Origin of the sequence: Chitinophaga varians, from assembly GCF_014529945.1 — a bacterium.
Lineage (GTDB): Bacteria > Bacteroidota > Bacteroidia > Chitinophagales > Chitinophagaceae > Chitinophaga > Chitinophaga varians.
The window spans coordinates 601,366-617,014 of sequence record NZ_JACVFB010000004.1; the positions used below are offsets into that span (position 1 = coordinate 601,366).

Genomic DNA, 15,649 nt, shown 5'->3' on the forward strand with positions numbered 1-15,649 from the left:
TCTTCCTAAAAAAGAAAAACCGGCCACGGACATCCTCAGGATTCACGTGACCGGCCTTATAACAAAACGTATTATGCTTTGCGGATCGTAATATTTTCGAACCCACGGTCAGCTATAAACGAAATAGTGCCATCGGGTAAATGATTGTCGTTCGTCAACGTGAGCGGCGTGCCATCTATCAGCACGGTGTCTGCTTTGAATGGCAGGCCGTGTAGTATAATACGGTGATGGGTATACGCTACTTCGTAGTTGACATAATATTTTTTCTTCAGCATAAATTGTTCTGCAGAAGAAACCTGTTTGAAGTTGATCACATTGTACTGTCCGTTCTTGTAGCCATAGTGATCACCGGCATCTTCATAGAGTGTGCTGGCGGTGATTTCTTCACCATAATAAACATGTAACAGCATTTCTGTGACTGGTGTTTCGTTCGTATGCTGCATAACAGGGTAGCGGGGAACAACGGTACCTGCTTTTACAAACAGCGGCATTTCTTCCAGCGGCGTGGCTACTGTTATCTGTTGACCACCGTTGTACACCGTATCGTTCCAGAAGTAGTACCATTTACCTTGTGGCAGGTATACTGCTTTCTCTTTCATGCCTTCTTCACTAACGTGACTGATCAGCAGGGCATCGCCCATCATGAATTCATGCGTACAGTTGTGCGTGGCCGGATCATGTTGTGCCACAAAAGCGAGCGGGCGTAACATGGGCGTGCCATAGGTGGCATATTGCCAGAAGGTGGTATACAGATAAGGGAGCAGTTCATAACGCAGGGAAATGAACCTGGCGACTATTTTTTCGTAATCCGGCCCGAAGCTCCATGGTTCCTGGTTAAAGCCGGTTTCATTACTGGCGGAGTGAGTACGCATCAGCGGGTGGAAAGTGCCCAGCTGGATCCAGCGGGTATAAAGTTCTCCATCGGGCTCGCCGATAAAGCCACCGATATCGCTGCCGGCGAAGGAGAGGCCGGAGACGGCGAGGCGTTGGCATTGTACGGAGGCCAGCCAGAGGTGTTCCCAGCTGGAGACATTGTCGCCGGTCCATACCGATGACCAGCGCTGGGCGCCGGCGTAGCAGGAGCGGGTGATCAGGAAAGGCCTGTTGGGCAGCAGGTATTTTTTCATACCGGCAGCGGTAGCCTTGCTCATCAGGTGACCATATACGTTGTGGGCTTTACGGTGACTCACTTCTTCGCCATCGTAATCGTGCCGCACGTCTTCGGGGAAAGTTCCCATTTCGAAGACGGCCGGTTCGTTCATGTCGTTCCAGACGCCGCGGACGCCGGTTTCAGCAAGTCCTTTAAAAAGACTGCTCCACCATTCCCTGACTTCGGGATTGGTAAAATCCGGGAACACGCATTTGCCCGGCCAAACATCTCCTTCCATCAAAGCGCCGTCGGCCCGTTTGCAGAAGTAGTTGTTTTTCACGCCTTCCTGATAGATGCCATAGTCCGGGTCTACCTTGATGCCCGGGTCGATGATCACCACCACTTTGAAGCCCTGTGCTGTCAGGTCCCTGATAAGGCCGACAGGGTCCGGGAAATATTCCTTATTCCAGGTAAAGCAGCGGAAGCCGTCCATATAATCGATGTCGAGGTAGATGACATCACAGGGGATGTGGCGGTTTCGGAATTCAGCGGCAATCTCCCGTACCCGTTTATCCGGGTAGTAGCTCCAGCGGCACTGATGGTAGCCGAGCGTCCACAATGGCGGTAGTTCGGGCGTACCGGTGATGCGGGTGTAAGAGGCGGCTACGTCGAGCAGTTCGGGACCATAGATGAAGTAGTAGTTCATTTCTCCGCCGCGGGCCCAGAAACTGCAGGCATCTTCCCTTTCCTTACCAAAGTCGAAGATGGTGCGGAAGGTATTGTCGAAGAAGATACCATATCCGATACCGTTGTGCAGCCCGTAATAGAAGGGGATGTTGCGGTACAGCGGATCGGTGTCTTTCTGATAACCGTAGGCGTCAGTGCCGTAGTTCTCGAGGCGTTTGCCGCGAAGGTTCAGGTCTGTGGGTTTGTCGCCAAGGCCGTAGAAACATTCGTCTTCCTGGACGAGCTTGCTACAGTAAACGATCTTGCCACCTTTTTGCAGATAGTGCTGCCAGTGAAAGCCCATTTCGTCCTGGTTGATCACCTTACCGTCTTTATCGGTGATGGTGATACGCAGGTTGTCTCTGGCAATGAATACTTTCAGGACGTCGGTATATATTTCAAAAGTTTCCTCCCATTCTTTGATACCAAAAGAGATAGGGGATTCTTCGAGTGTATCGCTGGTAGCGTAGGAGAAGTCACGCTGGAAAGTGCCGTCGGCAGCGTAACGGAAACGGATGATCTTGTCGGCGATCACCCTTACTTCCAAAATGGTTTCGCTGGTGTAAAAACAAAAATAGTTTCCTTCTTTCTTCCATTCCCGGATAGCATCAGGGTAATGTTTTATCCCATATTTACTGGACGAGGTTTCAACTTGCATAGTCTCTTTTTGTGAATCACGGACAACAGCTGGTGTGTTTTTACCGGATGAATTTTTCCGGCTGTTGCATGGTCTTAAATTACATAAAAAAATCAGAGTAGTACAGACATTCGCGTTAGAAGTGAATATTCCTGCGTTTACGATTTAAATCACTCTTTTGACAAAAAAGAGTGAAAATTGACTTGATTAGTTAGTAACTTCATATTGTAAATGTACTTTTTGCTTTAACCTATTTTTCCGGTGCCCCTTTCCAGGAGCACCTTTTTATTTAGGAATTTTGTCATTTTGTTATTTGATTTACCTCACTGCCTGGAACCCTTGTCTTCACTCAATAAACAGATAATCAAATAACTAAATTTCTAAATGAGCAATGGATTTGCCCGCCAAAAATAGGCGTTTTCCATTTCTTGATTTTGCTGCGCAGTGAAATCCTTCCCCTATTTTCTTCCAGTCTTTGCCGCCGTTTACAGAAATATCCGTGCCGGAGGTGCCGGTAGTGACGAGTATTTGTGGCGTGAGCCAGGCCACAGCCGATTTGAAGCCCCCGGCGCCGTGCGCGGGCTGGTCCAGGTACGGCCGCCATCGTAGGTGAGCAGACAGTTTCGTTGACTAATAGTGTCTTTGCTGTAATCGCCGCCAACGACAATGCCGGTGCGGTTGTTCAGAAATGCCACAGAAAAGGCGCCGGTACTGGGCTGTCCCTGAAGCAGTGGCAGGGGACTGCTGCTCCAGCGTGTGCCGGTTAACTGATGCAGACGGGATACTGTTCCGCCGGTAACAAAGACCGTCAGCCCTTTGCGGGCAATGAGGCTGGTACCGCTGGCGGCGAAGATGGATTCGCCGGCGGCAGCCCCGGGGGATTGTGCCGGTGTATCCAGGGTCCAGGTGTGGCCACCGTCGCGTGTACGGAGCACGGTAAAATGTTGCTGCAGCGGATCGCCGATGGCGATGCCTTCCTGGTCATTATAAAAGGTAACGGCGTCAAAGAAGATACCGGGTGTGGCGTTGAAGTATACCCGCTCCCATGAGTGGCCGCCATCTTCTGTGAGGAACACGTGTGCCGGTTCACCAGCGTTGATCACGACCGCTTTCCGGTCGTTGAAGGCGTAGAGGGAGCGCCAGTCGCAGCTGTCGCATGCTTTTATCTGATGCCACTCCCAGGTGTCGCCACCATTGATGCTGCGGCCTACCATGCCACCTGTGCCGGACGCCCATACTATGTTGTCATTTACGGCACTGAGGCCTCTGATGCTTTTTAGGGGAGGTTGTGCTTCCAGTACACGGACCTGAACGGGCCGGGCACTTTGCGCCGATGCGGGGATACGCGGGACTGTCAGCATCAGGAGTAAGAGGCAGCAGGTCAGGATTCGCTTCGCGAAAATCATCCGCCGGGAGGCGCCTGAAAGCAGATATTGCAGGGAATGAGAAAGTATGGACATTAATTATAATATTTATTTCCAATCTGTTAAACCGGAAGAAAAATACAAAATAGCTAGAAAGTGTGGCGTAGAATTATATATTTGCAAAAACAGCCTAAACCAGCTTACTGTCAATAACTAAATTCAGCGTGCTTCATTCCCGCCACTTGAAAAGACTTTTTCACCTGAGCCTATGCGCCCTACTGTTGGGCACCGGGATGGTGTATGCGCAGGAGAAGCCGTATATTTTCGACAGCTACAGCGTAAATGACGGACTATCCCAAAGCACCGTCTTCGATATTACACAGGATGATCAGGGGTTTCTCTGGATAGCCACTCGTGATGGTATCAACCGCTTCGACGGTTATACCTTCAATGAATATCGTTACAAACCCAGCTCCCAGCTGAGGGCAGGAGAGGGCAAAGGAGAGCTGGTGCCCCGCGGCAGCAATGGCAACCGGGCGGTGATCAACCGGTTTGACCTCAAGGGGTACAAAGGATACTCTTTCTACCGCGATAGCCATCATCAGCTGCTGCTGGCCCATAATAATGGCATCAGCCTTTATGATAAATACCGCAATAATTTCCGTAGCGTATTGGTAGACACTTCCAATGTGAACGCGCAGGAACGCGATGCCAACGTCAAGTTCAGGATACTGGGAGAAGATCCCACCACCCGGAGCATTTGGGTATGGCGACCCATGAAAGGGTTATATGTACTGGACGACAGCACTTATGCTACCCGTCGCATCATCTTATATCCGCCTCAGTTCCAGCGCATGGGCATCATTCCATCCGCCCTGCTGAAAGACGGTAATACCATTTGGATGAGTGGCGACGAAGGGGAGCTGCTGGCCCTGGACATTAAAACGCTGCGGTTACAAACCTACTGCCTGCCGGGTGTCGGCAAAAGCCCTATCATGCGTAACCTGAATGCAGACTCGCTGCTGATCGTCAGCGAGGGCCACGTCATTGTGTTCAACAAACGCCGGAATAAATTCAGCGACCTGAGCTATGATTACCGCAATGAATGGGGAGAGGCTTTTACCCCCAATGTGATGGAGATCGATCATGAAGGCAACGCCTGGATCGGGGGAACAGATGGTATTCTTATCTATAGCATCGCCCGCAATGAAATTATCCGGCATATCGTCAGCTTCAATACATTTGAAACACGTTCCTTTAACCTTGTCAGCTACCTCTACCGCGACGGTTCCGATAATATGTGGGTGGGCACTGACGGGGACGGACTGAAAAAATATTCCCCGCACAAAAAGGTGTTCAACCTGTACCGTTCTCCCTATATCTCCCATAACATGGTACAGGCGGTGTATAAACACGACGATGGCAAACTGTATGTGGGCCTGATGCGTGACGGACTGAATATCTACGGCGATCAGGGTAAGTTTTTGGAGCGCATCAGCAACGAGTTATATCCGCATAAGTTCCCGGGTAATGACCTGGGGGCTATTTGTCGGGAGAATTTTGAGCATCTCTGGCTGCACTTTGCCGGGATGCATATCGGATTGTTCAATGTGCAGACCAAAGGGTTCCGGGACCTTACCGATAAAGTGGAGGCACTGAAACTGTCGCCGCAGAAAGATCCGTTCCCTTTTCTGTTCAAGCGGGCCAATGGAGAGCTGTATTTTAACTATGGCCGTTATCTGTTGCGTTTTGAGGAGCACGGTGGTTTGGATTATACCGTGTCTGTGGTACATGATTTCCAGGATGAAATGCTGACCACCTACTTTGAAGATCTTATGGGCAATCAGTATGTGGGGACTAAGTCGGCCTTATATATCAAACACCTGGCGGATTCTCACTGGCGGTATGTGAAGCTGCCGGAAGGCACTACTGTGAAGGGAATCAACAAAACGCCGCACAAGGAGCTGCTGATCGCCACCAGTAAAGGGCTGTTTGTATACGATGCTTCCGAGCGGCTGAAAACCCATTATAACAGTTACGACTATCCGAAACTGATCAATGATTACATGTACGGGGTGTTGCTGGATGACAAAGACCGTATCTGGGTGAGCCATAACAAAGGTGTTACACAGATTAATCCGGTAACCCGGGAGATCACGACGTTTAATCATGAAGATGGATTGCAGTCCAACGAGTTCAATACCGGCGCTTTTTATAAATCTATTGACGGGGAGTTGTTTTTTGGCGGTACCCGTGGCGTCAATGGTTTTTATCCGAAGGATTTCCGTAAAAACCCGTTTAATTCCAAGGTGATTATCCGCAGGATGGAGGTGTTGGACAAGCCATATGAATCTGATACCGCGATATCGCTGTTGAAGCGGGTGGAGTTGCCATACAATCAGAATACGATTGCCATAGAGTTTGTGCCGCTGGAATATACCAATCCGTTGAAAAACAAGGTTCAGTATAAACTGGAAGGGGCTGATGAGGATTGGGTGGAAGCGGGTACGTTCCGCATGGCGCGGTATACGAACCTGCATCCCGGCAGTTATATCTTTAAGGTAAAAGCTTCCAACAATGATGACAGCTGGAATACCACGCCTACTATGCTGGAGATACAGATCCGGATACCGTTCTGGCAATCGTTGTGGTTTAGATTTTTATTGCTGTTGTTGTTGTTAGGCATTGCATATTATTTCTCCACGTTGTATCTTGATTATAAAATAAGGCATGAGAAACTGAAACTGGAGAAGGAGCAGGCAGTAGATCAGGAGCGGGCGCGTATTTCCAGTGACATGCATGATGATTTAGGGTCTGGTTTGTCCACGATCAGACTGCTGAGTGAAATAGCCAAAAGAAAGATACCGGATACATCACAAACGAAAGAGATTGAGCGAATCAGTGAAACCGCCGGGGAGATGATCGACAAGATGAGTGAGATCATCTGGGCGATGAATTCTTCCAATGACTCTTTGGCCAATCTGATCGCGTATATGCGCAGTTTTGCTGCCGATTTTCTGGAGCATGCGCACATCTCGCATCAATTTTTCTTCCCTGAAGTTATTCCGGACATCAAACTGAGCGGCGGTACCCGGCGGAACATTTACCTGGCGGTAAAGGAATCGTTGCATAATGTAGTGAAACATGCCAAGGCAACCGAGGTAATCATAGAAGTGAAAATGCATAAAAACATGACGATCATGATCAAAGACAATGGCAAGGGGTTTGACCAGGAGAAAGTCCGTTTGTTTGGCAATGGCTTGAAAAATATTCAGAAGCGGATGATGGCTGTGGGGGGTAATGCAGACATTACTTCCAACAATGGAACAATAGTTTTTCTCGATATCCCACTAAATTAACATACATTTGTTTTAAGTAACATTTAAGTGTTATAATTCCTATAAACATGACGGTATACTCAAAGAAGAAGTCCCAGGATAACATGGACATCATTTCTATTGCGATAGTAGAAGATAACCATGATATCCGCACGGCTATGGAATTGCTGATTAATGGTTCTGACGGTTATGCCTGTGTTGGCACCTTCAATAATGCAGAAACCGCACTGGAGCAAATCCCTCAATTGCTGCCCAACGTAGTACTGATGGATTTTAACCTTCCCGGTGGGATGAATGGTATTGAATGTATTGCCCGGTTGAAAGCAGAGTACCAGGATATGCAGTTTATGATGCTCACTGTATATGAAGATGATGACAAAATTTTCATGGCACTGGAAGCCGGTGCAAGTGGGTACATCCTCAAAAAAACCTCTCCCGGTGAGCTGTTGGAAGCCATCAGGGACTTGCACGAAGGCGGTTCACCTATGAGCTCTCAGATTGCCAGAAGGGTAGTCGCCTTTTTCCAGAAACAAGCCAAACCTAATCCGGCACTGGAAGCATTGACCACGCGCGAAAAAGAAATTCTGGACCAGTTGTCCAAAGGTTTCCTTTATAAGGAGATCGCCAGCAATCTGTTTATCAGTATAGAAACCGTGAGACGGCACGTTCATAATATTTACGAGAAACTGCATGTCCGTAGCAGGACCGATGCGGTGAATAAATACTACAATCGCTAAACGCATTAAAAGCAGAAGGAGTTGCAGATGATCTGCAACTCCTTCTGCTTTTGTATAGTTCTTTACTTCGTTGCGTGTTTACGCAATAAGTGAGCACAGAGTACCACTGCGGCAATAAGAAGACATGCCGTCTTGAATAACAGACCAGTTTTCATAGGATGGGATTGTATGGTTAAATAATTTTTCCCTGTGTACAAAAAACATGACACTCCTCTGAAGGCGATAGCCAAACGGATGCTCTTTTGCTGATAGTAATGTAGGAAGACCTTGCTGTGTGTGACGAATTACCGCATCATTTGCCAGGAATCAAATTTCCGGATGAGACGGAGGAATTTATTACCGATATTGTTTTCCTGTTCACGACGGATCATATAAGTTGCAATCACAGCCGCGATCAGGGCGATTAAAACGAGAATGATAAAAAGCGTTTTCATAAGGACATAGGTTAGGATGTTTTCAATAAGTGTGTGTCTTTAGTAAATATAAAGAATTATTTAAATAAAAAATATTTTTTATAGAAATTATCGAATCAGGAGATAAAAAAATAAGATAATATATGGATGTTCCCCATCTCCCCCAAAATTTAACATGATCAATACATTGATTATTAATAATCTAGACATATTGTATAACTAATACTTGGGATGATTCGATGAATCCTTTATTTTTGCCAGCAATCGGATTTTGCTAAAAGATTTAGTATCCTTGCAGCAGCATTTTAAACCCTAGGAAAATAAATATTTAGGAAACTTTAATATAATATGGCAAACACGGATAAGACGGATAACAAAGATCTATTTGCTTCGTATACGGAGGACTCCATACGGTCGCTGGACTGGCGGGAGCATATCCGCCTTCGTCCCGGTATGTACATCGGTAAGCTGGGCGATGGCTCCAGCATGGACGACGGTATCTACATCCTGTTGAAGGAGGTGGCCGACAACTGCATCGACGAACATACCATGGGCTTTGGCAAGCAGGTAGACATGAAAGTGACCGAGCACAGTGTAACCGTGCGCGACTTTGGTCGTGGTATTCCGCTGGGCAAGGTAGTAGACGTAGTGAGTAAGATCAATACCGGCGCCAAATACGACAGTAAGGCCTTCCAGAAATCTGTTGGCCTCAACGGGGTGGGTACTAAAGCGGTGAACGCCCTTTCCAGCTATTTCCGCGTGCAATCAGTGCGTGATGGCCGCATGAAAGTGGCAGAGTTTGAACGCGGCGTACTGGTGAAAGAACATAAGGAAACCGCCACCTCCGAACCCAACGGAACATTGGTGACCTTCACACCGGACGATACCGTTTTTAAGAACTATCGTTTCATCCCGGAATTCCTCGAAAACCAGATCTGGAACTACTGCTTCCTGAATGCAGGCCTGACAGTGAATTTCAACGGGAAAAAATATCTCTCCAAAAACGGTCTGCTGGACCTGCTGCAGCGTAAAACCAATGAGGAAGACCTGCGGTATCCCATCATCCACCTGAAAGGAGAAGACATAGAAGTGGCCATCACCCACGAAAACCAATACGGTGAAGAATATTATTCTTTCGTGAACGGTCAGCATACGACACAGGGCGGTACACACCTGGCGGCTTTCCGCGAGGCTTTCGTGAAAACGGTGCGCGACTTCTACAAAAAGGACTATGAAGCCACCGACATCCGGTCTTCCATCTGTGCGGCTGTTTCCGTGCGTGTACAGGAGCCGGTGTTCGAATCACAGACCAAAACCAAACTGGGCTCGCAGGTGGTGTTCGAAGGCGGTCCGTCTGTAAAAGCGTTTGTATTGGACTTCCTGTCCAAACACCTGGACGATTTCCTGCATCGTAATCCAGCTGTAGCCGATGCGATGAAGAAACGTATCGAACAGAGCGAGCGCGAAAGAAAAGAGCTGGCCGGTATTAAAAAACTGGCTAACGAAAGAGCGAAAAAAGCCAATCTGCATAACCGTAAACTGCGTGACTGCCGTTTTCACCTCAACGATGAATTTACCGGCAAGGAGAAAGCTGAACTGGAAACCAAAAGGCTGGAAACGACCATCTTCATTACGGAAGGTGATTCCGCCAGCGGCTCCATCACCAAATCCCGCAACGTGGAAACACAAGCGGTGTTCAGCCTGCGTGGTAAACCACTGAACAGCTTCGGCCTTACCAAAAAGATCGTATACGAAAACGAAGAGTTTAACCTGCTTCAGCATGCGCTCAATATTGAAGAGGGACTGGAAGGGCTGCGTTACAACAACATCGTGGTAGCCACCGATGCCGACGTGGACGGTATGCACATCCGCCTGCTGATATTGACTTTCTTCCTGCAGTTTTTCCCTGACCTGGTGAAAAACGGGCACGTATATATTCTGGAGACACCGCTGTTCCGCGTACGTAACAAACAGCAGACCATCTACTGTTATTCTGAAGAAGAGAAACAGAAAGCGGTTAAAAAGCTGGGCGGTAAACCTGAGATCACCCGATTTAAAGGATTGGGAGAAATTTCTCCGGACGAATTCGGTCGCTTCATTGGTGATGATATCCGCATTGAGCCGATCATCCTGTCTAAAGACATCCACATCCAGAAATTGCTGGAATATTACATGGGCAAAAATACCCAGGCCAGACAGGAGTTTATCATCAATAACCTGCGGTACGAAAAGGACCTGATTGAAGAAGAAATATAAATCAATGGCGAATGACGAATTACGAATGACGAGTGAAAGGTTTTTAATTCATTGGTGGTTCATAATTGGTGATTCGCAATTGATCATTCGTAATTCGTAATTCGTAATTGATGTTACATATTGTGTTTGGCGAGGCTTCCGTGCCGGTACTGACAGAAGCCATCAACATGGACGAAAAGATGCAGGGCGAACTGCTTTGCTTTGAAGACGACCTGTCTGTTGGCCCGCTGTTTATACTGGATACCAAAGAAGGACAAGCTAACCGCCGCTTATGGTGGCAACAGTTGGCCGCCGTTCCGCAGTTACAGCAACCGGAGTTAATGCCGGAAACAATGGGCCAGGAAGCTACCGCTACGCCTGCATCTGCTGTAGAAGAAGCACCCGGCGACGCGGACAGGCTGAAAGCGCTGAAAACACAGCTGAAAGAAGATCCGGACCTGGAAGTATGGATATGGGCCGGCCAGAATGCCCGCGATGTATGCGGCTATTACTGGCTGGTGAGCCAACTGTATGATTTTGCAGGCCGCATCTATATCATCTACCTGAACAACCTGCCTTTTCTGAATGAAAAAGGCGCTGTTTTTTATCCCACCCATCTGTATCAGATATTGCCCAAAGAATTCCTGAAGGCAAAGAAACTGGCCAGAGCTATCTCCCTGGCGGAGTTTGAACTGGATGGAGAAGAGTGGCACCGCCTTATGAATGAAAATTCCGGTATCAGAATGCTGGAAGGGGGTAAAAAAATCAAGGGAGAACCCACGCTGTTTTATGACAAGGAACTGCTGGCCCAAACCGGGAAAGAGTTTGTGAAAGCATGGCGGGTGGTACAGCAGGTCACCGGTAAATTAAAATATCCGGTGCTGGACCAGTTCCTGGGATGGCGCCTGAAAGAACTGGTGAAAGAAGGTAAGGTAGAAAGCAAAGGTGACCTGAAAACAATTCGTGACTTTGAAGTGAAGCTGCCGGGAGAAGATAATAACACCGCAAATCCTGTAACGGAATGATAAAAGTAACCGCCCTGTCTCTGGCAGGAGAAGACGACCGGGGAAGTAACTATCTCTGGGACTGTACCCGCAACGGGGAATTAATGCTCTGCTACCGGCATGCAGGTAGCAGCAGCGGCCAACACTATCATGAAGGGAAACAAGCTTATAAAGACCCGGAAATATTGATATTCTGCAGCGGAAAGGCATTGCTGCATTGGTGTCATAAGGATGGCGACCGTATTGAGACCACTGAAATAACAGCGCCTGCTCAGGTAGAAATCCCGGCGAATTATTGGCATCAACTAATCGCGGTAACGGATTGCTGTTATCTGGAACTGAACTCCATGGCCGATGTGCAGAAAGACAGTGTACGCGTTTGGAGGACAGACCTTGAAAAAATGTTTATCGAAAAATAGTAAGAGTATCATACATGGATATGGAAAATATAACATCAGACGAATCGCTGCATAATATCACTCACGTGGGTGGTATGTATGAGAGCTGGTTTCTGGACTATGCCTCCTATGTAATCCTGGAGCGCGCCGTACCCAGCGTGGAAGACGGGCTGAAACCTGTACAGCGTCGTATCCTGCACGCCATGAAAGAAATGGATGACGGCCGTTTTAATAAAGTGGCCAACGTGATCGGGCAAACCATGCAGTACCATCCGCATGGTGACGCTTCCATCAGCGATGCCATTGTAAACCTCGGCCAGAAAGACCTGATGATAGATACGCAGGGCAACTGGGGCGATGTGCGCACCGGTGACGATGCGGCTGCAGCAAGGTACATCGAGGCACGCCTCTCCAAATTCGCACTGGACGTGGCCTTCAATCCCAAAACCACTACCTGGCAGCTGAGCTATGACGGTCGTAAAAACGAACCGCTGTCGCTGCCGATGAAGTTCCCGCTGCTGCTGGCACAGGGCGCTGAAGGTATCGCGGTGGGATTGTCCACCAAAATATTGCCGCACAACTTTAACGAGCTGATAGACGCTTCCATCAAATATCTGAAAGGAAAGAAATTTGAACTGTTCCCCGATTTCGCTACCGGCGGCATGGTGGACGTAGCTGCCTACAACGACGGTAAACGCGGCGGTAAGGTAAGAGTACGCGCACATATCGAGGAGAAAGATAAAAAGACACTGCTGGTGAAAGACGTGCCTTACGGCATCACTACCACCCAGCTGATGGAGTCTATCGTAAAAGCCAACGACAGCGGTAAAATCAAAATCCGTAAAGTGGTCGACAATACTGCCGCTGAAGTGGAAATTGAAGTACAACTGGCACCAGGCATTTCCCCGGACATTACCATTGATGCACTCTACGCGTTTACGGATTGTGAAATATCCATTTCACCCAACGCCTGCGTGATCGTTGATGACAAACCCCACTTCCTGACAGCATCTGAACTGCTGAAAGCCTCCACAGACTTTACAAAAGAGTTGCTGAGACAGGAACTGGAAATCAGGCTGGCGGAACTTCAGGATAAATGGCATTACACCTCCCTGGAGAAAATCTTCTTTGAAAAAGGTATCTACAAGGAACTGGAACAGAAGCATAAAGACTGGGAAACAGTGCTGAATGCGATCGACAAAGGTTTCGCTCCGTATAAAAAACAACTGAAACGCGATATTACCCGCGAAGACATTGTGAAACTCACGGAGAAGCCTGTACGTCGTATCTACCGCCTCGATATCAATGAGCTGAATGAACAGATCAAAGGTCTGGAAGCAGACATTAAAGAGGTGAAAAACGACCTGCAAAATCTCGTGGACTATGCGGTGTCTTACTACGAAGGATTGCAGAAGAAATATGGTAAAGGCCGCGAGCGTAAAACAGAAATCAAAACCTTTGATACCATTCAGGTGCAACAGGTGGCCATCGCCAATACCAAGATATACGTCAACCGTGCGGATGGCTTCATCGGTACTTCCCTGAAGAAAGACGAGTTTGTGGCAGATTGCTCCGATCTCGACAATATCATCGTATTCCGCCGGGATGGTAAAATGCTGGTCACCAAAGTGGCCGACAAAACCTTTGTAGGAAAAGATATCATTCACGTGGACGTGTTCCGTAAAAACGATGAGCGTACTACCTACAACATGATCTATGTAGAAGGTAAAACCGGCGTCAGCTACGCCAAACGCTTCAACGTTACCGGTGTTACCCGTGATAAAGAATATGATCTGGCACATAAAGGAGAGAAAAACTCCAAAGTGCACTATTTCACTGCCAACCCCAATGGTGAAGCGGAAGTAGTCACCATCAAATTGAGCCCGAACTGCTCCGCCCGTAACAAGGAGTTTGACCTGTTCTTCGAAACCATTGCCATCAAAGGCCGTAGCTCCATGGGCAACCAGGTGACCAAATACCCGATCCGTGGTGTGAAGTTCAAAGAGAAAGGCGTATCCACCCTGGCTGGCCAGAAAATCTGGTACGATTCCGAAACGGGCCGTCTGAATACAGAAGAAAGAGGCGTGTACATCGGCAGTTTTGAAGGAGATGACAAAATCTTCGTGGCTTTCAAAAACGGTACTTATGAGCTGACAAACTTTGAGCTCACCAACCGCTACGAATCCAACGACGTAGTGTATATCGAGAAATTCAATCCTGAAAAGATTGTAACGGCTATCTATTTCGACTCCGATAAAAAGCAGTTCAACGTAAAACGTTTCCGTATTGAAACACAGACGCTGAACAATAAATTCCTGTTCATTAAGGAAGGCAACGGTAACTATCTGGAAATGGTCACCACCCATACACAACCGGTAGTGTTGCTGAGAACAGGCAAAAAACGGAGCCCCGAAGAGGAAGAGATCGATCTCTCCGAATTTGTGGAAGTGACCGGCTGGAGAACAGTAGGTACGCGCATTGCAGGAGAAGACCTGATCAGTGCAGAGTTGTTGTCTGAAGATGAAGATCCTGATCCAAATGACGACTCACAGGTCCAGGGAGAACTGTTTTAAATTTCGATATTTTTTGATGTACGATTTTTTGATTTTGTAGATTGATAAAAAGAAGACCGAAGCGAAAATATCCGCTTCGGTCTTCTTTTTTATATGCGCTGATGATTCACGAAATCAAAAGATCGTACATCAGGAAATCCCTAAATATTTACTGTTTCTTTTTCGCGGGTTGTTTATTGCCTGGTTCCGGCTGAAAATCTTCGGCTGACCGCGGGTTGGTCATGCTCTTCTTTTTCTGGTCCAGCGGTTGCGGTACCGGAGCCCCTTTACCTAAAGGAATAGCGTCATGGAATATTTTGTTGACGTGCGTCCATTTCCCGCCTTTCCATTTAAAGCCTTCATAGTCCATATCGGACACGTAGGTATATTTTTTTGCCGGCTCATTGGTTTCGGATATCAGGTGGTCGAACACGATCATGTCCAGTTCCTTGTTGTAGTTGAGCGTGGCCGTGCTCTCCTTTTTGTATTCGAGGATAAAACGGTTCCTGGTGGGTTTAGGCACGGAGTCTTCTGCATAGCTGAAGAACGGGCCGCCAAAAACCGGGGTGCCGTTTTTAAAGGTGAGCATTTCCACCAGTTTTTTCTGGCTACGGGGATTATTGGCGTCCCAGCCGAAGAGGGTGTAATACTCCTGATTAAAATAATGTCGCTGTACGATGTTGTAATACAGGCAGCCGTACCAGGCTTTGTTGCCCGCAATGGTGTCTGTATTGGTGATATAGTCTGATATATCAAACAGGGGGAACAGTTTCAGCTGGCCATCGGGCGTATTCATCTGGATAGCGCCATAGTGTCGGTAGAAGCCTGTTTCTCTTTCCAGTGCCCAGGTGAATATACGGAAGCTGCTGTCTTGTGGATATTGTATGGACACGGTGCGCAGGGAGTCGAACGGAAACCGGAAAGACCAGGGCGTTTTAAGGGCCCGTACCAGCGCCGGGATAAACTGCTCTGTGGCGGCTTCCCGGCCGGCATCGCCTTTCCCGGCGAATATTTCCCGGCTCAGCTGCTGCAGTGTGTCCTGATCTTTTCGCAGGCGTGCATAGCCGGCAGCATCAGGTTTTTGCGCCCATATACCGGTGACAGGTATCAGGAACAGCAGTGACAGTATTATTTTTTTTATCATATCTATAATAC

General features: G+C 47.9%; 10 protein-coding genes. 6 read left to right on the plus strand and 4 right to left on the minus strand.

The window, feature by feature from the left end; translation table 11 throughout:
• Nucleotides 1-71: 71 nt before the first annotated feature.
• A complete protein-coding gene (locus ICL55_RS22835; RefSeq protein ID WP_188101702.1) occupies nt 72-2,474 on the minus strand; it encodes a glycoside hydrolase family 31 protein in 2,403 nt (800 codons plus the stop codon).
• A gap of 464 nt (nt 2,475-2,938) precedes the next feature.
• Nucleotides 2,939-3,913 (minus strand): WD40/YVTN/BNR-like repeat-containing protein, encoded by a 975-nt coding sequence (locus ICL55_RS22840; protein WP_188101704.1) that lies wholly within the window; start codon nt 3,911-3,913, stop codon nt 2,939-2,941.
• A gap of 146 nt (nt 3,914-4,059) precedes the next feature.
• Here ICL55_RS22840 and ICL55_RS22845 point away from each other — a divergent pair, with 146 nt between their 5' ends.
• Entirely contained in the window at nt 4,060-7,176 is a 3,117-nt protein-coding gene (locus ICL55_RS22845) for a ligand-binding sensor domain-containing protein (RefSeq protein ID WP_188101706.1), read from the plus strand.
• Nucleotides 7,177-7,223: 47 nt separating this feature from the next.
• Nucleotides 7,224-7,892, plus strand: coding sequence for a response regulator transcription factor (locus tag ICL55_RS22850; protein ID WP_113614132.1), 669 nt, complete (start codon nt 7,224-7,226; stop codon nt 7,890-7,892).
• A gap of 284 nt (nt 7,893-8,176) precedes the next feature.
• Here ICL55_RS22850 and ICL55_RS22855 read toward each other — a convergent pair whose 3' ends face one another.
• Nucleotides 8,177-8,326 carry a hypothetical protein gene (locus ICL55_RS22855; RefSeq protein WP_188101708.1) on the minus strand — a complete coding sequence of 50 codons (150 nt, stop codon included), beginning with the start codon at nt 8,324-8,326 and terminating at the stop codon, nt 8,177-8,179.
• A 327-nt stretch (nt 8,327-8,653) separates the two neighbouring features.
• On the opposite strand from ICL55_RS22855, the gene ICL55_RS22860 reads away from it, so the two are divergent.
• From ICL55_RS22860 to ICL55_RS22875, 4 genes are all read left to right on the plus strand, one after another.
• Nucleotides 8,654-10,561: a DNA topoisomerase IV subunit B gene (locus ICL55_RS22860; protein WP_188101711.1), complete on the plus strand. Its 1,908-nt coding sequence runs from the start codon at nt 8,654-8,656 to the stop codon at nt 10,559-10,561.
• 110 nt (nt 10,562-10,671) lie between these two features.
• Nucleotides 10,672-11,565 (plus strand): DUF1835 domain-containing protein, encoded by an 894-nt coding sequence (locus ICL55_RS22865; RefSeq protein ID WP_188101712.1) that lies wholly within the window; start codon nt 10,672-10,674, stop codon nt 11,563-11,565.
• Nucleotides 11,562-11,963: a hypothetical protein gene (locus ICL55_RS22870; RefSeq protein WP_188101715.1), complete on the plus strand. Its 402-nt coding sequence runs from the start codon at nt 11,562-11,564 to the stop codon at nt 11,961-11,963. The genes ICL55_RS22865 and ICL55_RS22870 overlap by 4 nt, the downstream gene beginning before the upstream one ends.
• Before the next feature lie 20 nt (nt 11,964-11,983).
• A complete protein-coding gene (locus tag ICL55_RS22875; RefSeq protein ID WP_246496485.1) occupies nt 11,984-14,515 on the plus strand; it encodes a DNA gyrase/topoisomerase IV subunit A in 2,532 nt (843 codons plus the stop codon).
• A gap of 148 nt (nt 14,516-14,663) precedes the next feature.
• Here ICL55_RS22875 and ICL55_RS22880 read toward each other — a convergent pair whose 3' ends face one another.
• A complete protein-coding gene (locus ICL55_RS22880) occupies nt 14,664-15,638 on the minus strand; it encodes a hypothetical protein (protein ID WP_188101719.1) in 975 nt (324 codons plus the stop codon).
• Nucleotides 15,639-15,649: the final 11 nt, after the last annotated feature.